We start from the raw sequence: 22378 nt of genomic DNA on the forward strand, positions 1-22378 counted from the left end.
CCTGGTCGAAACGGATGATTGCAGGCTGGTTGCAAATAATCCTGGCTCAGTTGCATTTAACCCTGGCTCAACTGAAATTATAGTTGCAAATAATCCTGGTTGAAAACAGCGATGATTGCAGGTTGAGGGATTTATGATTGCAGGTCACTACACATAATAAATACCCTGTAAGCGAACGGCTTTGTAGTCCCGCCAATAACTTTCCACACCCTTGATTTGAGAACGGAGACGGACTTTTCCTCCATCTATGCTCACTTCTGATACACCGATGTTTTGCTGTAGGCTCCTGAAACTCCTGCCGATGAACAAGTCGTTGTAAAGTGCTATGAGACACTTTTATTCCTGTTAATGCTTCAATGTCTTTTTCAGAATCTTGAAATGATTCATTCCCACTCAGCAGCAGGCAGTTTTTTTCAAATAATGGACTCAATTGGCTATAGGGCTTTAACCCTAATATTTTTGCTTGCCTATCTGTCAGTTTTACCTGACCCACAACGCTTTTGACTATTCTTGCTCTACCTTTTTCTGTGCCTGTAACTTGTTTAATAAAAAAAAAGCAATTTTTGGACTTACTTGCTCTAGAACTTTGGTTCTTACTGCTTTTTCTAAACTCTCAAAGCTTCTTAACTCTTCAGCCTTGGTATTCCGATAAAGAATCTCTGCTGCTTCCAGTAAACAGGCTTCCAGACGTTGGGAGTCTTCAGGGGTCATAGTAGTTGCACTTGTTACTCGTATCAAAGAGTGTAACTATATTCCCTCACTTACACCTATATTTGCAAAAGTGAGATGCTCCCGGAAGCGATCGCACGGCTGCGGGAAAACGAGAACTTGGAAGATGCCCCAACTGCTATGCTGAAGCATCTGGGGGAACTGAAGCGACCGTATTTGACGGCTATAGTGAAAAAGCTGTTGAGTGTGATTGAAAAAGAATACGGCATCATAGATGAGATACCACGTAATTTTCAATCAACCAAGGACTAGGAGAAAACAGTAATGCAAAGTATTAAGTTATGTTCTCATGTTGGGGCTGACGGCATTTTGCACCTTGAGATTCCCGTTGGCATCACAGATAAAAAAATGGAAGTCATGGTGATTTATCAACAAATAGAACCATCAACACCCCCGAAAACACCCCAAGAATTAGGATGGCCAGCCGGATTTTTTGAACAAACAGCTGGATCATTAGCAGATGACCCAATTCAAAGATATCCCCAAGGTGAGCATGACACTAGGGAGCCATTAGAGTGAGATATTTGTTAGATACCAATGCTTGTATTGTTTATCTGAATCGTCCTATGTCTGCTGTGAGGCAGAGGTTAGAATCGCTATCACCAGCAGATATCGTTGTTTGTTCGGTAGTAAAAGCCGAACTGTTTTATGGTGCAATGCGAAGTAATAATCCCACACGTACTTTAACATTACAAGAAGCATTCTTAAATAATTTTGTATCTTTGCCTTTTGATGATCGGGCAGCTCGAATTTTTGGCACAATTCGGGCAGAGTTAGGGACGCTTGGTACACCAATAGGGCCTTATGATTTGCAGATTGCAGCGATTGCGCTAGTGAATAACTTAACATTAGTTACGCACAACATAAGAGAATTTAGTCGCATTAGTGGGCTGGTGATTGAGGATTGGGAGCTTGAGCAATAAATAATATCTTTTGTGGACTTAAATGAAAACTAATGCTGCTCGACTACTTGATAAACTAGGTATTCCCTACCAAATCCTCAGCTATGAAGTAGATCCTGATGATTTGGCAGCTGAGAGTACAGCGTACAAAGTTGGTCTTCCACCAGAGCAAGTTTTTAAAACTTTAGTAGTCAGAGGTGACACAACAGGTATCTGTTTTGCTGTTGTGCCGGGAAATGCTCAGTTAGATTTAAAAGCCTTGGCACGGATTTCAGGAAACCGCAAGGTTGAGACGGTTGCCCTCAAGGAAGTTCAGCCACTAACAGGATACATTCGTGGCGGTGTGACAGCTTTAGCTAGCAAAAAAGACTATCCCGTTTACCTTGATGAAACTGCAACTCTATTTGAGCAGATTACTGTTTCTGGTGGAATGCGAGGTATGTTGCTTCTGCTATCCCCATCTGATTATTTACGTGCAGTTAAGGGTACTTTGGGAGCAATTGTACAAAATTAGGGGTCAGTGGATGGATTTGTTCTAGGTTATAAACTTGCTAAAACAAGCAATTCAGTTTGCCAACCTTCACTATGGCTTAAGCTAAGGACAGTATAACCAGTCTCGTACCTAAGATTATCGCGCTCAATCTTATCTTGCTGGCGTTTATCAGGGCTATCATGCACTGAACCATCACAAAAAACAGCGATCGCCTCCTCCTCATAAACAAAATCTGGTTTACAGTTTGCCTCTGGAATAAATTTCTGAGCAGCATCGGGTAATTTATACCCCCGTTGATAAATTTCCTGCAAAACCACACGCTCAAAATCAGAGTTAGGGTCTGTCTGTTCCAGCAATTTTTGATATTGCTGATCGCGAGAAAGCCCTTTGACTTGAGTAATAACGCTACTCTCCAGTAAGAGGTCAAGCCAAGGTTTGATTAAATGACGATTTATCAGTGCATGGTCAAATTGATTGCGGTAAGAAAGCAAACATTCATAGCAAGCTTGAATACAACTGTCTTTAGGTTGTGTAAAATGGCAAATGTCGAAAGCTGCATCAGCAATTTTTCTAAATGCCTCTGGTTTTTCTAATAGCTGAGAGAGTACACCTGCACCACCTTCAGCAGCTTCCCAGAACAGTAAATACTTACCTTCGCCTAGTCGTTCGGAGTCGAGTTCATCAGCTTCTAATTTATAAACGGCTTGAATTGCAGTTTCTAAAGTGTATTGCAAGGTGGCAATAAAAGCTTCTCTGTCCTCAACAGGAACATTTAATGGCTCAACAATCAAGATATTGCAAGTATCATCGACCATTAAATTCACTTCGGTATGTAAGCTATCGGGTGTCTGTTGAGTCTGTGGATTTTTATGGTCGCCCCACACACCCGTTGTTGGATTGAGCTTAAATCCTCGTTCTTCTCTATTCTTCTTCAGCCCCCGATTAATTCGCCAAATGGTAGCTGTAGCTCCATAGGTTAATTTGAATAGTAGTGTACCGTCAGCAGCTTGAACAATAGCTGATTCCCGCTTTTGGCTAGCGTAGCGGAAATGAGTGGTGATGTTGTAGCCGTACTTGAGCCGTTCTTCTTCGTCGCAGGTAATGCGTTCTCGACGACGAGCGATCGCAGTTTCCATTGGCAGTACACGAGTCAATTTGGCTACATTGCCATGAGCATCATGTTTAATTTCTGCACCGCAGTTTTCACAAGTGTCACGAAAATCGCCGTCGTGGTAATACCCGCAGTTAGCGCAGACACTCACCCGTTTATACTCGCCTTCAATGCCACCAACAGGAACTTTTGTTTTGGCCACCATGAATTTACTACCTTCGTAGTAAAGGATGTTGTTGGGAGCAAATTCCCGTAATGCCATTGAGCGAGGGCGAGAAATAAATTCGCCACCTTCACCAGCCGGAATAAATGCTCGGACTGGCAGACGGGGGAAGTTAAATCCTGGTAAAAACCCTTCGGCAGCAAAGTAACGATAAGGATAAAATTCAAACTGGGAATTACTCTTGCCTTGGCTGTGTCCTACGAGTAAATCAATTTGTCGTTGTGCTTCTCGTGACTGTGATTCGGCATTTTTGCGTTCCTCTTGGGTGACATCACCTCTAGCAAAACGGTCAATGGTGCGACGGGCAGATTCTAACTGCTTAACTGACTCTATATATAAATCTCGCCAACGCTTACAGGCCCGGTCAAAAGCATTCAGAGCATTTTCGATGGTATTCTGTAACCAATTTACAGAATACCAAGAAGCTTTTTGCAGATCCTCTTGGCAGAAAAAGTCTGAGAAGATAGACTGAGCGGCTTGCAGACATTGGGTTAATTTGGCTTGGCTCAGGGTAAGTTGTTGGCGAATGCTGTCTTTGAGGGGATAGTTTTCTAATTCCAAATCCAAGATTTTATTCATTGAATCTTCCAAGTAAACCCCAGTATGTGCCAGCCAAATCGAATATACGTGAGATTTAATTAAATCTTGATTGGCTAATTCTAGTTTTGGTGGGGCAACTACCCCAGCAACCATTTGATTTTGGCGTTTGAAAAAATATTGATCGTGACCGCTACCAATGGAAGCATAAGTAATGACTAAAGCTTGCTGTCCACTTCTACCAGCACGACCGCTACGTTGGGCGTAATTGGCGGGGCTGGGGGGAACGTTTCGGAGATGGACAACGCTAAGGTCGGAAATGTCGATGCCTAATTCCATTGTCGGAGAACAAAACAATGCAGCTAATTGTCCTTGACGGAATTTTTCTTCTCGTTCTTGACGGTCTTTGTTACTTACCTGTCCGGTATGTTCTCGCCCTTCCATTGTTTGGATTTGCAAGGCATTGGTTTGGTAGAAACCTTGGAAAAATTGGTTAACTGAAATATTGGGTTTATCGTTACCTTGCAAGCGACGCGATGTTAAGGGATCGGTAGGGATTTCCTTGAGGTTGGTTGCTTTCCATAGTAGTGAGTCTATGCGTAGCTGTACCTCAGATTTTTCTTTCACTAGGTAGCCAGCATCACACAAAGCATCAATTAGAGTAGTGATTAAGCTGTTGAACTCTACATCTGTTAAAAGTTGGCTGCGGAGCGACCATGTATTTGGCGATCGCAAAAATCGTCCAATTTTACTTCTAGTAGTAAGTTTAACTTTCGCTTTTTCATTACCACCAGTGCTAATAGTTGCCCAAGTTGCTAAGTATAAATATTCGTTTTCATCGAATACCCAAGGTTCTTTAAGAGCTTGAATGACTTCGCTTTTGAGTGAATCTTTTTGGTTTGGTTGTAAAAGTTTGGCATCAATTGCTAATTCTCGCCTCAGATGGTTGAGGAATGCTTGGGTAATGATAAAACGTTCTTGTGGAGTGGCTTGTAGTAAAAGAGAATGGCGGTGTTTTTGCCAAAGGTTGTTGTCAGCACAGGCTTCTTGGAGTCCGTCATACTCAATTATCAACAGTCCGCACTGTTCAAGGTTGGGTTGAACGATGCGCCACCCCCGGCGCAAGTCTTCGTAAAGGCGATATTCAATTAGTTTGCGAAAGGCTTCCTCATTGCGTCGCTTCCCAACACCAAACTCTGCTGCTTGCTTGGCATAGTCGTTTTGAGTAATTCCCATGTACTGGACGACAACGTTGGCTAATTCGCTGTGAGTAAGTTGCCCTTTGGCTTGAATTGCACCTAAAAGTGCAGCCCGTAAGAAACTGGTTTGGACAAAATCATTGAAATGTCCCGCTTGTAAAGACGCATCTTGACGGTTATCGGTAAAACTGAGGATTTTGGCAGCTTTAGCTTCCTCCCCTGTGAAGACTTTCTTGAGGCGGCTGGTGGTAGAAAGACAAAGCAGAGTGGTGGCGGTACTGCGCCCTTCACTGCTGAGGCGAGAGAGTTTAGCAAATTCGTTTCGCTTTTTGTCATGAAGTACGCCGCAGTTAAGACAGGTCAGAAATGGCTTAGGAATAAACCAACAAGTGGTTCCTTGCAACAAGGAGGATGTAACTTTACCATTGGGTAGAATTTGGAGTTTGCGAGGAATAAATCGTGCAAAGTCTTTTTTGGCAACCCGTCCTTTCTTTTTTGTTTCACTAAACCAAGAGTCAGGAAGTCTATCTTCATCGCTTGTATCCCAAAGTTCTGGTTCATCGAGGGTGAGATAACCTTCGGTAATATCTGCATCATCAGGACTAATATCTAATGCAGTGGGCAATTGGGGCAGGATGATGTGCTTATCGGCATCGTAGCGCACGACATAATAATCTTGTCCGCATTCCCGACAAAAAACGAGGGGATAAAGTAGACGGTTGTCGGTGGTTGTATATTGTCCTTCAAGGGTTAAATGGCGTTTGTCTCGATTTTCAATCGTGGCGTAAACGCTTCCCCCTTGGGAAATGAACTGATGTAGGCGAAAAGCAAGTCCATTAATCTTGCTTCCCCAAAGGAACATCTGTTTGAGGACTGTTAAACAAGTTTCCTCTAGAAGCTGGGTTTGTTGGGCAAGTTTGGTTGCACCTGTTTCTAAGCTGATGGGTTGACGGCGAACGAGATGCCCTTCTCTTTCTTCTAAACCAAAGTTCATCTCGATCCAGTAGCTCAAGGAATGGTTTCGGAATTCTGTTAGTGTTTGTTCTAACTCGGTTGGTAAACCTGCCAAGATTCCTTGGCGCAGTTGTTCAATAGTAGGTTCAGCAAGTTGGATAGAACGTTCTAGAGTTTCATCAATGACATTATTGGGTTTGATTTCCACGCCAAATAACTTACTAGCGACATCTGCCACAACCTGACGACGTTGTTCACGGGAACCGACCGTTGACATAGTGGCACTTGTGCCAATGCAGAGTAATTCGTAATTTGTAGTTCGTAATTCGTAATTATTTGATTGTTGTTTGGCTTTTTGGTTGCGTTGACGGAGTTTGCGGATCAGTATGGCAACGTCTGCACCTTGTCGTCCTCGATAGGTGTGTAATTCATCCAGTATCAGGAATTTTAAATTGGGAGACTCGACCAGTTTATTTTCGTGAGTGCGTGAGAGCATTAACTCTAGCATCACGTAGTTGGTGAGTAAAATATGGGGTGGGTTGTTTTGAATTTCAGTTTTCCTGGTTAAACTTTCTTGCCCAGTGTATTTTTCAACACGAATATGAGTATTCGGAACTTGGCGTAAAAATTTGTCGAGTTCTTCTTTTTGGGAGTTAATTAAGGCATTCATAGGATAAACCAATATTGCCCTAACTCCTGAAATTTCAGGATGACACAGTAAATCGTCGAAGATCGGCACAACGTAAGTCATGCTTTTACCGGAACCTGTGCCTGTAGTAACAACGTAAGGTTCTTGGCGTTGTGCAGTTTCAAATGCTTGCTTTTGATGGTAATGGAAGGTGAAGGGTTCGCCGTTTTTTTTGTAGAAATATTTTTCGCAATCTGAATGAAGCGTTTGCTGTTGTACTAATTCTTTGACTGTTGCACCCTTTTTATAGCTAGGATTGAGTTGTACTAGGGGGTCAGTCCAGAGTTGCCCTTTGTCTAATTCTGCGTCTACAAATTCTTTGACTTTGCAATCGCGGATTTTGAGAAAGCTTTCTATATAGCGGCGGTAGTCGCCTATTACTTCGTTGCGGAAGTTAAAGATATCAAGGGAATCAGGAATTGATAATTGGGACGACGTGCCTTTTTGTTGTGTGGGAATGCGTCCTAAGCGATGGTCAATGTATTGGTAAAGTTGGTTGGCAAAGGTGTCTGTTAGGGTGTTAGTGTCAAAAATCTCTGTTAGTTCTGCATCATCCCATTCTTGGGGAACATGGGTGAAAATTAGGTTTAGTTGTTCAGAAGTGATAGAAACAATATTTGTACAATCAACTAATGCTAATCTTTGTCCGATGAGGGAACTAATAGATAAAATAGCTGGTTCTGGCTGTTTGATTAATTCTTGTAGTTTGACCGGGATTTTCATAATTAAAAGCTGATACGTTAATATAAAAACTGCCTAAAATAGCGATTATCCTCATGTTTTATATTCCAGCTTTTAAGTAATCCCAAAGTATTTGCCTATTTGATTCCGTTTCTTTCAAATCTTTGGAAAAAGGTAAAGAATCAATACCAAAATGAATAGCAGCATCGACAAAATCGGTGTAGGAAATTTCTGGAGAAAAATAACCATATCGCTTTTGAGTATAGAAAGTGTCGATAGTCTGAAAAGATTTAGCAAACAAAACTCCTAGCTCTTGGAGAGAATCATAGGTTAATTCCGAACTAGGGTTAATAGGCCATAGATGTCTTGACTGCCAAACTGCATCTGTAATAATATTTCCTCCATAACGCTTAATTTCTTCTTTTATTCCCCCTTCTAAAGATGAGCCAGGATACAGCAAAAGAGGATATGCTGAAACACTAGTTACATAGGGCATATTTTTAGTAAGATAAGAAAATGTTGTTGCTATTGTTTCTAAGGTATCTCCTATATAAAAAAGAATATTGAGCTTGATAATAATACCTAGATCATAGGCAGCACGCAGTATTTCAGATGCTCTGTCAAGATACCTTTGGGGATCACGAGTTTTACCCATTCGGAGAAGAATATCAAAAGAAGCACTTTCTAATCCCAAATCCAAAATTCGACAGCCAGCTTTTGCTAATTTATCGAGACGGTTTGGAGTTAAATATTCTACACGTGTGCTAGTTCTCCAGGTAAAATTTAAACCTCTCTCTTGACGTTGAATAGCTAACTGGGATATTTCTTCATCTTGCATGAGAAACATAGGTGTTTCTAGATAAATACAAATTTCATTATCCCCATATATATCAGTAATATATTCCGCTTCATCAATAATAGAGGGTATGTCCTTTTTCCGCACTCCAGTTTTTGCAGAAACACAGAATTCACAGCCGAAAGTACAACCTCTACCAACTTCCAAACTTGGTGCAAATGTCTGAAAATTTGGATAGAGGCTATAGTTAAGTCGAGTCATTTTTTGAGGATTAAAAGCTAAATCATAATGAGTTGAGCAAATCTCTCCATGAAGATCGCGATAAACAATATTATTAATTGTATCAAGAGGTTTTTTGTTAGTAATATGCTTAACAAGTTGACACAAAACTTCCTCGCCTTCACCTCTGACTACTATATCTATCGCTGAACATTCCAATAATACTGTTTCTGCAATTTGTCCAACATGATCTTTCCCACCAACAATTATAGGAATAGATGGAAATCTCTTGCGAATTGTGCTAGCTATTTTTAGGCAAGGAGGATAGCTAAAACCACTGACGCAAGATAACCCAATCACATGAGGTGAAGTCTGCTCAATTTCTTGTAAAAGTTTTATTAAACAATCTTCTTCAGGATAGGATTGAGGGTCAAAAATACCAACATTAAATCCTCTCTCTGTCATATAAGAGGCAATTACTAGAATGCCAAAATTCAGCCTTTTTAAAAAGGAAAAAGCTAAATCATAGGGTTTTTTACCTAAATCGATTGGGATATTAACTAAAAGTAAATCCATGATTTTACCTATTGTTTAATTTTTTGAGTGTTGAGTAGCTGTTTAGATTTGTTAAATTAAGAAACTTTTGTAACTAAATTAGTGAGTAAAGTTTCCACTTTGTGAAATAATTCTTCTGATAGACCATCATTAATAATCATAAAATCTGCTATAGCTATAGTTCCACCTAGCTCAATTCTCTCAATCTCTCTATAATCTCGTGCTTCGGCTTCATCTCTTTTAAATGGTCTTGTTGTTCTAGAAGCTAGGCGTTTATAACGCATATGCTTGGAAGTAAATAAAGCTAAGACTACTAATTTATCACCGAACTCTTTTTTCAGAGATTTATATTCACTAAAGCTTCTTATGCCATCAATGATAACAAAAGAATTTTTCATCAATTTAGCTTGAATCCAAGGTAAAGACAGTTTTACACAAGCATCCATTCCATACTGATTTCTGATTTCTTCTCTAACTATTGGCTCTGTCAGGGGCGTAATTTCTAGTCCGCGTTTTAAGATTTCTTCTCTGATTAAGTCTCCAAAGCTTAATACAGGCAAGTTATGATTTTTAAAATATTCAGCTACTGTACTTTTACCAGAACCAGCCATACCAACAATTGCTAATACTTTCATTGCTTACCAATCTAATTTATGAAGAAGAAATTGAATAAAATCTAATATGCGTCTTAATTACAGCAAACTTCAGAAGTCTTGAGTAAAATAGGCTAAGTATCTAGTTTTTATTATAGATTTTGTACTTGGTTTATCTATAATCTGCTGTAAGAATAATCAGGTTTATTTTAGGTATCAAACATTCTATCCCATGCCTCCAAAACTAATCTCTGTGTGCGGTATTCACCAAACTGCTTAATTTCGTTATTCTTCAAAACGCGGAATGTTTCGCTTGGGAAGTCTGCGCCGTAAACATCAGCAGGGTCGAGAATATATCGCAGTTCATCACGGGTGAGTCCGTAGAGTTTGGCGTAATATGCGTCTAATTCTGCTCTTAATAATGCCCGTCTGTTGGGGTTCCAAATGAAGGGTTCGCCGTCGTATCCCATATCTTTGGCGAAGGGTTGCATATCCCAGGCAGTGTAGACTAATTCGAGTACGCGATCACTAATAAATTTGATATCTTCTGGGGTGTATAATTCTGGGGGAAGAACCGGAAGTTGTTTAAGATAATTCTGGCTAAGGTGCGTTCCACCAACTTTTTGTCTAACTACATAGTCAAATACTAAACTTTGAGTATTGGAGTAAAAACAATTTACTATTAAAGGATTGTTAAATCTGAGAAATATTAAATTCATTCCAGAAGTAGCAACTAATGGTAAAAAACTGCCAATACAAGTTCTGTAATTAGTATTTCTACAAATATCTCTTAGAGCTATCAACCATTTATTTTCCCATTTTTTACTTAATTTATTTTCTATTTCAGTGCGCTCAATCCAGTAACGTGGTTCAATAGCAAAGTTATAATTTTGTTTCATTTCGTCTGGTACTTGAGGCAATATACCAACATTAAGATTCGCTTGAGTTGCCCCTTCGTATGTTGAATAATGGTGGTCAAACTGATGAAACATCTTTGCTTCATAAAGCGGAACTAAGCTAGTACCAGGCTCATTCTTAAATAAATGGCTATCATTTGCCATGTGAAACATGGACATAAATGAAATACCCCAAGGGTTACTACCTGTATTTTCATTTAGCAAAACAGGTAAACATTGATAAATTTTTTTGGTGAGTTCGGCATCAATATAAGTTCGGAAAATAGGGCAAGTAAAAGTATTAGGATTGATTAGTTTAAAATCTTCACTTGAAAGGATAACTTGTCTAGCTATATCATTTGCTTGTTGAACGTTCCAGGCATACCATGAAAACTTCATTTCAACAAAATCGTTTTTTGCTCCTCCAAGAGAAATGATACAAAACGAAACCCGATGGTCAATCCCACTAAATAAGAATCTTTCATTTTCAAAACCTTGTATTCCTTGAAGAGTAGATGAATCGACTAAATTACGGAAAAATTCTGATGTAGTTGTATCTGTTGCAATACCTGTGGGAACAATTATTGCTGCTCTACCATTACTGGAAATTAATTTTCTGGTTGTCTCAGCAAAAATAGCATAAGTATTAATATCACCCACAGCAGTTAAAGGAAATCTACTCGACTCTCTAATAAATTTCCCTTGTGCCTCAGCATCATGTTTCGCATCTTCAAATGCTTGTGCTAACTCAGGATTTTTCTTAGGTAATTCCTTAATCAACTTCTCCCGCGCTGCTTTATTTACAGCGTTAGCAATTTCCGCACTTTGAGAAGCAAAAAATTCTTTCTCTTGTAACTTAATTCGTTCCCAAGGCGGATTACCCAACACACAATTAAATCCGCCTTGTTCAAATACTTCAGGAAACTCTAAACACCAGTGAAAAAAATGCTTCTCCTCAGCCAACTTATTTGTTGTATTTACTATCTCTTGCATTGACAAATTACCTTGCAATAGCTGAGTTAACACAGCCGTTGTTGGTAAAAGCTGCAAGTTTTTTTCAGTCAAGGACATAAAAAATGCCGCAGTCCACAAATTACACGCTGAATAATCTCGCCACCATCCCGAATCTTTACGAGCTTGCTGATATCGTGCTTGCTTTTCTCTCACTTGTTGCGGTGTGGATTCGGGAATATCTCCTAACTCCCGCGCACTTTCTGTATAGTGTGTACGTTCGGTTTCTAAACCTCCAAATATTGATAATTGTCCTTGGTTATCTGTCTCCCGTTCTTTTTTATTCCGCTTCTTAAACTGTGAAGATAACTTTTTATCATCTCCGGTTATAGGCTTATAAGCTTCATCGGGTATTCCCTCAGATAGACAATTAATATCCAATACTCCTATTAAGGAATTTCCACATTTAATTCTGTGGTCTAAAAAGCTAAGTGGTAACTTACCAGGAAATCCTTCAATCCATAAGGCAACCTTGCATAAATCCACTGCTAACGGGTTTAAATCCACCCCATAAATACAATTTTGAATAACATCTCGAATTGCTAATTTTAAAGGTTCAATTCCAGGTTCTGCTTCACCTGTACGGACTTTGGCTAATTCTTTACCAATCCGCCTTGCTGCTGCTAAAAGAAAATGGCCTGAACCACAAGCAGGGTCACATACTTTTAAACTAAGAAGTGCTTTTTCTAATTCTTGATGGTTACTGAGCGTAGTCGAAGTATTGTTTTCTGAATTGCCTAGCTTCTGTTGCGTACTATGAAGCTTTTCTTTAATTACTGGTTCAAGTGCAGTTTTTATCAGTTGTTGTACAAGCTGTGGCGGAGTATAGTAAGATCCGGTAGTTTTCCTATCGCTACCAACCACTAAAGCAAATTCATATTTGGACTGTTTCTGTACTATCTGGGGATGAAAATCTAATAGGCTCTCATAAACGCTTCCTAATTCTTCTACATCTAAAAATTCATAATTTACTCGTCTTAGTTGTGCCTTGTCTAGGTATAGTGATAATTGGCGGATAGCAAGGAGTAAATCATAATTGTCAATTGCACAATTATCTAACGCTGGTAGAGTTTTAGAACCAAATAAATCTCCATTGAGGGGAGACAAACCTAGTACTTCACCGCGCCAGTTTTCATCAAAGAGCAAGAAAGTTACCCACAAACCTTGCCATAAATCTTGAAAACCTTCCCGCCGCCAATGAGGACGTTCGGCTAACTCTCGCAAGCGTTCAATGCTGTAATATTCTCGGTAAATCCGAGATTTCTCTAAGTCATCTCCAATCAATAATAAATTGCGGGATTCTGCCACCATTAAAAACAGTAAACGATAAATTAATCGCAACAATTGGCGATAGAATTCGTAATTTGTAACTTTTGCTTCGTAATTGGGGATAATTCCAAGTTTTTGACGTAGCCATTCGTTTTGCGGATGTTGAATAAAGCCATTACCTAGCTGAACTAAGGCTTTTTCAACCCCATCTCGGAGTCTGTCGCGTACCCGTCCCCCCTGTTGCAGTGCTTCTTGGTGGTAATATTCCAGCAAACACTTGTCTGCATCATCAACTCCTTCAGGCAAGCGAGAACGATGAAACAGTCGATAAAATAGCCCAAACTCAGCAAAGTTCTCGCCGTCGAGAATCTGTTCTAAGTCAAATTCGATGTAAGTGAGCCGAGTCATCAAGGAAGAGTCACGCAGTAACCGCCAACGGAAGCCATTGGTTGCGATCGCCCAAAGATGCTCTGTCTTGTTAAGATACTCCTGCACTAGTGCGTGTGCTGATAACCTGGGTGTGCCACTGGGAGGACGTTTATCGATTTCTAGCCGACAACCAATAATGTGGATAGGTGGCTTATTTTCTCCTGGTTCCGCACGGTGAGAAATCGCATAGGTTTGTCCTTCTACGACTTCGGCTGTTGCAGTGTATACAGGTTCATAACCTAGACTTTGCAGTAATGGCACTGTCCAAAGTTCGCGAGTAATTGTAGTGGCTGAGTTATTCTCATCGAGCCTTGACAATGCGCGTTGAAATGCTGCCCAGTATGCTTTAGCATCGCCCCAGGCAGTGGCAATTTCATCTGCTAATTTATCAGTTTTATTAAAACCAAAGTCTTCTGGTAATTGTCCTTTGATGCTGCCTTCTAGCATTTGGGCAGTCATATCTGGAGCTAGTAAATTTCCTTCGATTTGAAGCGCAGTTAATGTAGTTTTCATATCTGGAGAATTAAAAATAAAAGATTACTGGCAGGTAGAAGTACTTTGCACGACAACCAGCCTTTTACTTACGTCCGGGTTGAAGGATAAAAACACCGAGAATATCCATCGGCAATTGGGGGGTGACGCGAATTCGACCTTCTTGGGTCATTGCTCTGACGCGTCTATGGCTTTGTAAAAGTTCTTCTGCTCTTTCTCTGGCAAACTTTTCCAAATCTGGCTGGAGTTCTTCTAACCTTTGGAGTAACTCACCAATTTCTATCTGCTTCATAGCTTTAGTAACATCGCTGACTGGCTTGGCTTGTTGCAGTAGTGATGTTGCTTCCAACTGCGTCAACCAGCAAGGGCTAGAGGGCGAACCTGTAAAGCCAATAACCGCGCATTCTTCCGCTAGTAGAGATGTGGTATTTGGCGTTTCTGTAGTACGTTTAGAACTGTTTAACAAATGCCGTAACCTTACCAGCAGCAAAGTTGTGCGCTTTTGTACCGCATTAGTTGTAGTAAAGCCGCATCGTGCTGCGATCGGTTCATTTGTATGGGAAAGTGCATCTTCTAGGATGTACCGTGCCAAGCCTTCTACTAAAGGGTGATTTCGTCCTACGTATTCCACGCCCTCTGGTGTTGGGGTGGTAAAAGAGAGTAAACGCGATTTATCCCCTAAAGTTGACTTGAGAAAATTCGGTGGTTGGGAAAGTAACCACACTTCGGCTTCGCTCAGTGACCTTCCCTGCTTTTTCTTAATTAAAGAACAAGATATGCGATCGCAAGCCGATAGGACAAACCGCTCTACATCCTGCTCATTCCCTAAAATCTGGTCAGAGTCAATTAATTCCTGTTCTACTTGCTCAGGCTTAATGGCACGTTGAGCAAAGCGAGTCCGATTGGTTTTTTCGCGTTCTACTGCGTTGTCCCAATTCTTATGAACTTTATCAACCGCAGATTCTTCTTGAAAATCAAACAGAGATAACTGGATAACTTCAGTGGTACGTTCAAACAGCGATTTAAATACTGCTTCCGCTACAGTAGTACTTTCCATTGGTACAGGAACAGTAATCCCTAAAGACTTGTGAATCTGCACAGCTTTGCGAATCAGAACATCCAGAACTGCACCATCAACAGGATTATCTCGACCATAAAGCAAGTAGGCTTTCACCTTAGTTGCTGTTTGACCGTAGCGGTCAATACGTCCTTCGCGTTGTTCTAACCGGTTAGGATTCCAGGGTAAATCGTAGTGAATTACTGCACTGAAGTGTGTTTGCAAATTTACCCCTTCACTCAAACAGTCTGTAGCTACTAGGACTCTTTGGGGATAAGATTTTAACTCTTCTAGTCGAGTTTCCCGCTCATCCTCAGAAAGTTCTCCAGTAATCGCAATTACGCGGATTTGACTACCTTTTTTCTCTAATTTCTGCCTGAGAGCATCAGCTACATAATTTGCAGTAGCAATATAGCGACACCAAACAATCGGGTTCATCTCCTCTTTGAGCAGAGATTCTACCGTAGCAATGCATGATTGCAGCTTTTGGTCTTTGCCACCTTGTAATTTCTCTGCTGATTGCACAAAAGCTTTTAACTTGCGTTTGTCTGCATCTTTGTAACTCTGCTGTCCCTGTTCTATAACCACAGTTGGAGAGGCATCAACCGCTTGTTCCTGTTCTGTGGGGTCGTGGACATAAGAACTCATTAAATCTTCGTCTAAATCGCCCAGTAAGCGATCGCCTGATTTACTAACTTGACGATTTAATGTAGCGATCGCAGCCGCAGGTGAAGACATGACACAACGGATCAAAGCCAAAGCCGACCAGTATCTTCCCCGACGTTGAGCATGACTCATGTCAGCCGTAGTCGTTTTCACTAAACCACGGGCAAAATTATAGACTTCATCAAATAGTTCTTTGTACTCTTTCGATAACTGATATGACTCCTCGCTTGACTCTCGTTCAGGAAAAGGAGTTTCATTCCCTAGCCAAAGCTTGACATCTGCCCGTCTGCGCTGAACAAAATGATTGGCTAGGTGGTCACGTTGTTTGTCAGTTAAGCTATTGAGATTGAAATCCTCAAACTCCGGCTTCAGCAAACCTAAAAGGGAGAGAAAAGATTCTTCAATCCCACTGTGAGGAGTAGCTGTAAGTAACAGTAAATGCTGTTCTTGTTTTTGGGCAATTTCTGTAATTAGCTGGTGTCGCTGCTGCTGTGATGTAGTAGTTTTATTTGGACGGGCGCAAGTATGTGCTTCATCCACAATCACTAAGTCAGGGCAGTGAGTTATAAAGCTGGCGCGACGACGTTCTGCCTTGGCATAGTCCAAACTAACAATCAGGTGTCGATAATAACTAAAAACACTGTCATTATTAGGTATGTTCCGCTCTAATTTGGAAGCTGTGCCAGAACGTACTACCACTGCATCAATATGAAACTTTTCACGTAATTCCTGCTGCCACTGATCGCACAAGTGTGGTGGACAAAGCACTGCAATTCGCTTCACCTCACCTCGGTCTAGTAATTCACGAGCTATTAATCCAGCTTCGATGGTCTTACCAATCCCTACATCATCAGCTACCAATAATTTTACTGTTTCTAGCTTCAGTGCCATTAACAAAGGAACTAACTGGTAGGGACGGGGACGCAGTGACAATCGTCCTAAACAGCGAAAAGGGCCTGCACCGCTACGGAGTAGAAGACGTGCAGCATCCATAAGTAAAATTGCAGCTGCATGATCTTGTACGCTATTAGCTTGAGGTAAGGGAAATGTGGCTGATTGAATGTTCTCTAGCTTTTCTTGTAAAAGTTGTTGATAAATACCAGCTATTTCATCTTCGTTGCCAGAAAGTGGTCGTAAGCGAATAACATCCTGGTTTTCAGAAGGTAGTACCACCCATTGCCGGCTGCGACAGGTGACTATGGAACCAGGTGAATGGTTCACAGTTTGCGCCATTGTTAGCCTATATTAGTATTGAAAATTTGGCAGCAGATTAATTAGTAAAAATAGTAGTAGTTACTGAATTAATACTTATGAGCAAGCAAGTAGTATGTTCACAAGTCTTTTCTGTTTTAAAGTAAGCTTAAGTACAATGTAAGTAGTAAGATTACGTAATTTAGTTAGTTTTTATAAAATTTCTGCTTTTGACCAAGAGCAAGTGAGCATGACTGCGATCGCAGTCATGCTCAAACCTCTAAAGCTCATTGGAAGCCTCCTGGCATTGGCTAGTGGACTGACACAAGCCGCGTTGATGTTAAATCGTGTACCAAAATTCGCTATTTCAGTAAGCTGTTAGAAAAGCCACTGCTGTGGGAAAACTTAAAGCAAGACCAAGATATTGTGTTAAAGACATTGGCTGTAATTCGTCAGTCGAACGCTACAAATTGCAGCGTTACGCAACAGGAGTGGCAACGTATTAGTGAGTCAATAGAATAGTAAGTTTGTACTATTTAGCTGATAAATAAATGCTTACTGCTAAAATCTTCTGAAAAGTCAGGGTACGTTAAGTTAACAATTATTGATAAATAAAATTGCAGTCGCGCAATTCTATTAAGGGTTATATGGAAGACTTATCTATTATTGAATTATTTTATACTTATTTGGATTTAGAAGTTAACAATGATAATCAGATATTTCGTATAGGATTAGTATCCCCTAATTTAACAAAGGATTTTTTGGAAGAATCTTTAAACCAAGCTTACGAGGAAATGAGGAAGCTGAAAAATAGTAATTTAGCAGTATGCGGTCATAACTTCCGCCGCTTTGATTACCCTTATCTAATTGAGCAAGAACCTCAATTATCTTCTTGGCATATAATTGACACTTTAGAACTATCAATACTCGCTTTTCCCCTACAGCATTCGCATAAGCTAAATAAAGACTATAAGCAAAGTGAATATTCAAGTAATAATCCTCTAGAAGACGCACAGGCAACTCGATTATTACTAGGTCAACAATTAGAAGCACTATTTAAAAAGCCTGATGAAGTACAACAGGTATATATTTGGCTCCTGACTTGTGGTTGCGAAGATGCAGACCTTGCATATCAACAATTTTTCAGCGATCGCCTTGGTTTGAAGATTGAACAACCCGCCATAGAAATACTGCCACAGACAATGCTAAAAGGAATAAATCAATCCTATTTGCAGCAGGTATGGTCTAGCCCACAAACTTATGATTTTGAGACAAGATTATGCGTGGCGGGATTATTGGCTTGGAACTATGAGTGCAATGCCAATGAATCGAAGCAGGTTTTTTGTGATTGGCTCAGACATTTAAATGGTTTTCAAGCTGTACTTGAGAATTTGCGTCCTTTAAGTACAGATGAATTCGCTATCAGCTCTTACTTGGAATATTTTGAAATTCCCAGTTTCCGACCTTTGCAAGAAGAAGCTGTGCAAGCAATTATTAATAATGAGCGTCCGCTTGTTCTCATGCCTACTGGTGGTGGTAAATCTTTATGCTATCAATTACCAGCTTTCATGTTCCACGAAAGGCACAAAGCGCTGACTGTCGTGATTTCGCCGCTCCAAGCATTAATGGCGGATCAGGTAGCAGATTTAGAACAAGCTGGGTTTTTCTTCGCCACCTTCATTAATGGTAATCTCTCAGCAGCAGAACGTCGTCAGCGATTATTAGAACTGCGTTCTGGTTCTAAAGGTTTGCTGTATATCAGTCCAGAGCAATTGCGGTCAATGAGTATTCGGGCATTGTTAGAACAGCGCCCTCCGGTTCTTTGGGTAATTGATGAGGCTCACTGTGTTAGCCAATGGGGTCACGATTTTCGACCAGATTACCGTTACATTCCTAAATTTATTTATGAATTATATCAAGAGCGGCAGCTTGCAATGCCTTTGTTAGCTTTGATGACAGCAACAGCAACAGTTGCTGTTATTGAAGATATTAAAGAGCTATTTGCCCAACACGAACTAAATATTAATCGTACAATTGATGGGGCAACAACAAGAGATAATCTAACTTTTAATGTGATTCCAGTAGCAGGGAATAAAGAGCAAGTTTTGTTGAATCAAGTAAAAGAAGCTCTTAAACTAGGTGGTAGTACACTGATTTACACTACTACACGCAAAAATGCCCAAAAGCTAGCAGAAATTCTTAAACAAAGTCACATTGAAGCTAAATATTATCATGGGAAACTTGCAAAAGAACAAAAACAACAAGTTTTACAAGAATTCAAATCAGGTAAATTAAATGTAGTTACTGCAACTTGTGCCTTTGGTATGGGCATAAACCGTAAAGATGTACGCGCTGTCATTCATCATTGCATGAGCGCCAATTTAGAAGGTTATATCCAAGAGGCTGGACGGGCAGGACGCGACGGCAAAAAACCATCAATTTGTACTTTACTCTTTGATCCAAAAGATGCTGATACAGTTTTTCGTTTGCAAAGTTTGAACCAACTGAGCGAACAAGATTTAAAAAATGTCTTGATCTCGACCAGACATATCCGCGATCTCACTTTTGGCAGTGCTAGAGATGATTGGTTTTGGGTGACAACCAATGAAATCTTTCAATTGGGCGACTTTGATGAAGAGTTTGGTGAAGAACCAGAACAGCAAAATACTAAAATAAAAGCAGGATTGCATTACTTAGAAAAATTTGGTTTATTAGAACGAGCCGAGAACTTTTCAAGTTTTATCGAATTTGAATTAAGGCATAATACCTTTGCTGAGTCTATAGAGCAGTTTGAGGAATACAGCCGGATGAAGGATTTATCCCGGTTTGAAGCGGACAACTTTGAGCGGCTGATTCAAGCAATGCACATTGCGAAAGCTTATTGTAATAGCAACGATCAACCGTTTCCCCTCGACCGTCTCAGTGATGAAGCTGGAATTAGCTTACATGACCTGACTGCCAGAATCCGTGAACTGCAAAAAGCTGAAGTCTGTTCTTTTGAAATACCCATTACACTTGTGATTACTAAGGGTGTAAGAGGAGATGCCCGTAATAATCATGAACGCATTCGCCAGTTAGAAGACCAATTACTCCAAGTGCTTAATGAGTTGTTTGGTAATGAAGATGAAATACAAATAAATCTGCGTGGGCTTGCTTCTCGACTTGACCCAGACAATAGTAAAAAAATCAGAGCATCCAACATCATAGATATTTTGGAAGGTTGGGTTGCTCAAAAATGGTTAAAGTTAAGTAGAATTTCTAGTGATGTGGTTCGCTTAGGAGAAATGGAAGTTGCAGAGCATTTACCTGAGCATAAAATTTTAACAGCTACAGTATTAGAAGTTTTATATCAAGCATTGGGAGATACAACAGGGGCAAGATTACCTCTAAAATACGAATTAGGTAAACTTGCTAAAGAAGTTACCCAAAAAATTCAACTTGATTGGAATAATGAAGAGTTAGAAGTTATTCTTTTGTGGCTGCACCAGAGAAAAATCATTCGATTAAGTGATGGGCTAAATCTCTTTCAACAGTCGTTGAAAATTCGTGTAATAAAAAATGCAAGTGTTTCCACAGTAAAACGCCATTACCATGAAGTTGAAGCTCACTATGCTGAACAAACTCGTCGCACTCATTACATGGTGCAATATGGAAAACTAAAGTCAGCAGAACAACGTCAGCAATTCGTTAGTGATTACTTTGGCACAAATAAAGAAGAATTTATTTCAAAGTACGAATTTTCTGCAAAAGATATTATCGAACCTATTCTTCCAGAAGATTACAAGCGTATTCTAGAAGCGCTAAATCCTGCTCAAAAAGAAATTGTTCTAGCTTCAGACCCAGCGATGGTAGTGATAGCAGGCCCTGGCTCTGGTAAAACAAGAACTATTGTTCACCGGATTGCTTATCTTGTAAAGGTTAAGCGAGTTGAGCCGAAGCGTATTCTTGTTTTAGCTTACAACCGTAATGCAGTTAGAGAATTACGGTTGCGGTTGCGTAATTTGATTGGTGAACAAGCATCACGAATTCGAGTCTTTACTTTCCACGGTTTAGCCTTATCACTTTTGGGACGGACGGTAGGTGAATACAGAGGAACTCAGACAATAAATTTTGATCGGCTTTTGGTTGAAGCTTGCGAATTAATTGAAAAAGGCGAAGAATTTGAAGATGCAGATGAAGATACTCAGGCACGACGAATTCAATTATTAGGAAAATTAGAATATATATTTGTTGATGAATATCAAGATGTCACTGAGAAAGAATATCGTTTAATTAAGGCAATTTCTGGCTTAAATCAATCTGAAGATAAAACACAGCCGGTACAAATTAATCTCTGTGTTATTGGAGATGATGATCAAAATGTTTTTACGTTTAAAGGTGCTGATACTAGATATATCCTTCAATTCCAAGAAGAGTATAAAGCAAAACGATTACTACTTAACGAAAATTACCGCTCTACAGAAAATATTATTGAAACTGCTAATTGTCTTATACAAAAGAACTTAATACGCTGCAAACAGGCTCCAAAAGAGCAAGTTCGTATTAACTCTGAACGTCAAGGATTAAGAGGAAAGGCAGTCTCCGCTTTAAAGTTCAATAATTTATCACAACAAGCAGGATGGGTTAAAGACAAAATTCAATCTTGGATCAACATAGGGATTGCTCCTCATGAAATCGCTATTTTAGCTAGTCGCTGGGATGATTTGAGTCCTATCCGCTTGCTTTTAGAAAGAGAAAGTATATCTACTTATGCCCTGAAAAATAATACTATTGCACTATTAAAAAACCGTTGCACTCGTTTACTAATTAATGCTTTACAGAAAGACTATAACCTAGTTTTAAATCCTGAAGAATTAGTTCAGAAAAGATTTGAGGCGTTTTTTGAACGTGCTGGTCGTAACTTAACAGAACCTACTGTTAAAATTTTAATAAATATTGCTAGAGATTTAGATAAAGAACGAGGTTATAGGTCTGAAGATATTATACTATCTATTAGCATTGATGAAATATTGACTGCTATATTTGAGTTTAATGAAAATGGTGAATCCTTCCTAGAAGATAATTCAGTTTTAGTCACTAGCTGTCATGGTTCAAAAGGTTTAGAGTTTTGTAAAGTCATACTTTTAGGTGATGGATTTAAAACTAATTGTAATGAGATGGAATCAGAACGACGACTCTTTTATGTTGCTATGACTCGTGCCAAAGAAGAATTAATTGTTTGTTCTACTCAGCAGAATTTATTTGTACAGCAAGCTGGTTTAACTTCAAAAACCACTGCTTATACTGAAACTCAACTTCCTCGGTTGATGCGTTACTTTGATTTAACTCCCAGTGATGTACATCTGGGCTATGAATTGACTAAAAGAAGGCAGAACATCATTAAAAATTTGCATGAAAGTACTCCTATCGAATTAAGGATAAATTCTTTCGGTAATGGTTGGAGTATTTTTACACGGCAGAATCAGGAAATTGGTTGTTTATCAAGGGATGGAACGCAATCTCTTATAAATAAAGGTATTTTCCCTGGACAGTTTCAGTTTCAGCCTGGTGAAGTAACAGTCCGATATCTATATGACCATACTAAGAGGGATGATATAACAGGAGAAATTTCGGAGAATTGGTTTGTTGTGATTCCACAAATTCGAGTATGTAGAAATGACAAAAATTAAATTTATGGCGATCGCTGC

The 22378-nt window shown here is 39.7% G+C and carries 11 protein-coding genes; 5 read left to right on the forward strand and 6 right to left on the reverse strand.

Annotated features, from left to right (window positions below; translation table 11 throughout):
• Positions 1-504 precede the first annotated feature (504 nt).
• The gene (locus tag RM347_RS31600) at positions 505-711 is read right to left on the reverse strand and encodes a hypothetical protein (RefSeq protein WP_322715534.1); all 207 of its coding nucleotides are present in this window, start codon (positions 709-711) and stop codon (positions 505-507) included.
• Between the two features lie 75 nt (positions 712-786).
• On the opposite strand from RM347_RS31600, the gene RM347_RS31605 reads away from it, so the two are divergent.
• The 4 genes from RM347_RS31605 to ybaK are packed head-to-tail and all read left to right on the forward strand — an operon-like array spanning position 787 to position 2145.
• Positions 787-981, forward strand: coding sequence for a hypothetical protein (locus tag RM347_RS31605; RefSeq protein ID WP_322715533.1), 195 nt, complete (start codon positions 787-789; stop codon positions 979-981).
• Positions 982-993: 12 nt separating this feature from the next.
• Positions 994-1248 (forward strand): hypothetical protein, encoded by a 255-nt coding sequence (locus tag RM347_RS31610; protein WP_322715532.1) that lies wholly within the window; start codon positions 994-996, stop codon positions 1246-1248.
• Complete coding sequence (vapC, locus tag RM347_RS31615; protein ID WP_322715531.1) at positions 1245-1652, forward strand: type II toxin-antitoxin system tRNA(fMet)-specific endonuclease VapC; 408 nt, start codon at positions 1245-1247, stop codon at positions 1650-1652. Before RM347_RS31610 ends, vapC begins: the two co-directional genes overlap by 4 nt.
• 22 nt (positions 1653-1674) lie before the next feature.
• Entirely contained in the window at positions 1675-2145 is a 471-nt protein-coding gene (gene ybaK, locus RM347_RS31620) for a Cys-tRNA(Pro) deacylase (RefSeq protein WP_322715530.1), read from the forward strand.
• A 26-nt stretch (positions 2146-2171) separates the two neighbouring features.
• Here ybaK and RM347_RS31625 read toward each other — a convergent pair whose 3' ends face one another.
• From RM347_RS31625 to RM347_RS31645, 5 genes are all read right to left on the reverse strand, one after another.
• Positions 2172-7559: a DEAD/DEAH box helicase gene (locus RM347_RS31625; protein WP_322715529.1), complete on the reverse strand. Its 5388-nt coding sequence runs from the start codon at positions 7557-7559 to the stop codon at positions 2172-2174.
• Positions 7560-7617: 58 nt separating this feature from the next.
• Positions 7618-9108, reverse strand: a complete 1491-nt coding sequence (locus RM347_RS31630) for a B12-binding domain-containing radical SAM protein (RefSeq protein WP_322715528.1) — start codon at positions 9106-9108, stop codon at positions 7618-7620.
• Positions 9109-9164: 56 nt separating this feature from the next.
• Positions 9165-9722: an AAA family ATPase gene (locus RM347_RS31635; protein WP_322715527.1), complete on the reverse strand. Its 558-nt coding sequence runs from the start codon at positions 9720-9722 to the stop codon at positions 9165-9167.
• A gap of 167 nt (positions 9723-9889) precedes the next feature.
• Positions 9890-13798 carry an Eco57I restriction-modification methylase domain-containing protein gene (locus RM347_RS31640; protein ID WP_322715526.1) on the reverse strand — a complete coding sequence of 1303 codons (3909 nt, stop codon included), beginning with the start codon at positions 13796-13798 and terminating at the stop codon, positions 9890-9892.
• 64 nt (positions 13799-13862) lie between these two features.
• The gene (locus tag RM347_RS31645; protein ID WP_322715525.1) at positions 13863-16733 is read right to left on the reverse strand and encodes a helicase-related protein; all 2871 of its coding nucleotides are present in this window, start codon (positions 16731-16733) and stop codon (positions 13863-13865) included.
• 605 nt (positions 16734-17338) lie between these two features.
• Here RM347_RS31645 and RM347_RS31650 point away from each other — a divergent pair.
• Complete coding sequence (locus RM347_RS31650; protein ID WP_322715524.1) at positions 17339-22360, forward strand: RecQ family ATP-dependent DNA helicase; 5022 nt, start codon at positions 17339-17341, stop codon at positions 22358-22360.
• The last annotated feature ends 18 nt before the right edge of the window (positions 22361-22378 follow it).

Source organism: Nostoc sp. ChiQUE02 (assembly GCF_034531305.2).
GTDB lineage: Bacteria > Cyanobacteriota > Cyanobacteriia > Cyanobacteriales > Nostocaceae > Nostoc.

Bases quoted from the DNA above. Each gene is read 5' to 3' on its own strand.
- RM347_RS31600 (WP_322715534.1), bottom strand. From the start codon at position 711: ATGACCCCTGAAGACTCCCAACGTCTGGAAGCCTGTTTACTGGAAGCA.
- RM347_RS31605 (WP_322715533.1), top strand. From the start codon at position 787: ATGCTCCCGGAAGCGATCGCACGGCTGCGGGAAAACGAGAACTTGGAA.
- RM347_RS31610 (WP_322715532.1), top strand. From the start codon at position 994: ATGCAAAGTATTAAGTTATGTTCTCATGTTGGGGCTGACGGCATTTTG.
- ybaK (WP_322715530.1), top strand. From the start codon at position 1,675: ATGAAAACTAATGCTGCTCGACTACTTGATAAACTAGGTATTCCCTAC.
- RM347_RS31625 (WP_322715529.1), bottom strand. From the start codon at position 7,559: ATGAAAATCCCGGTCAAACTACAAGAATTAATCAAACAGCCAGAACCA.
- RM347_RS31630 (WP_322715528.1), bottom strand. From the start codon at position 9,108: ATGGATTTACTTTTAGTTAATATCCCAATCGATTTAGGTAAAAAACCC.
- RM347_RS31635 (WP_322715527.1), bottom strand. From the start codon at position 9,722: ATGAAAGTATTAGCAATTGTTGGTATGGCTGGTTCTGGTAAAAGTACA.
- RM347_RS31640 (WP_322715526.1), bottom strand. From the start codon at position 13,798: ATGAAAACTACATTAACTGCGCTTCAAATCGAAGGAAATTTACTAGCT.
- RM347_RS31645 (WP_322715525.1), bottom strand. From the start codon at position 16,733: ATGGCGCAAACTGTGAACCATTCACCTGGTTCCATAGTCACCTGTCGC.
- RM347_RS31650 (WP_322715524.1), top strand. From the start codon at position 17,339: ATGGAAGACTTATCTATTATTGAATTATTTTATACTTATTTGGATTTA.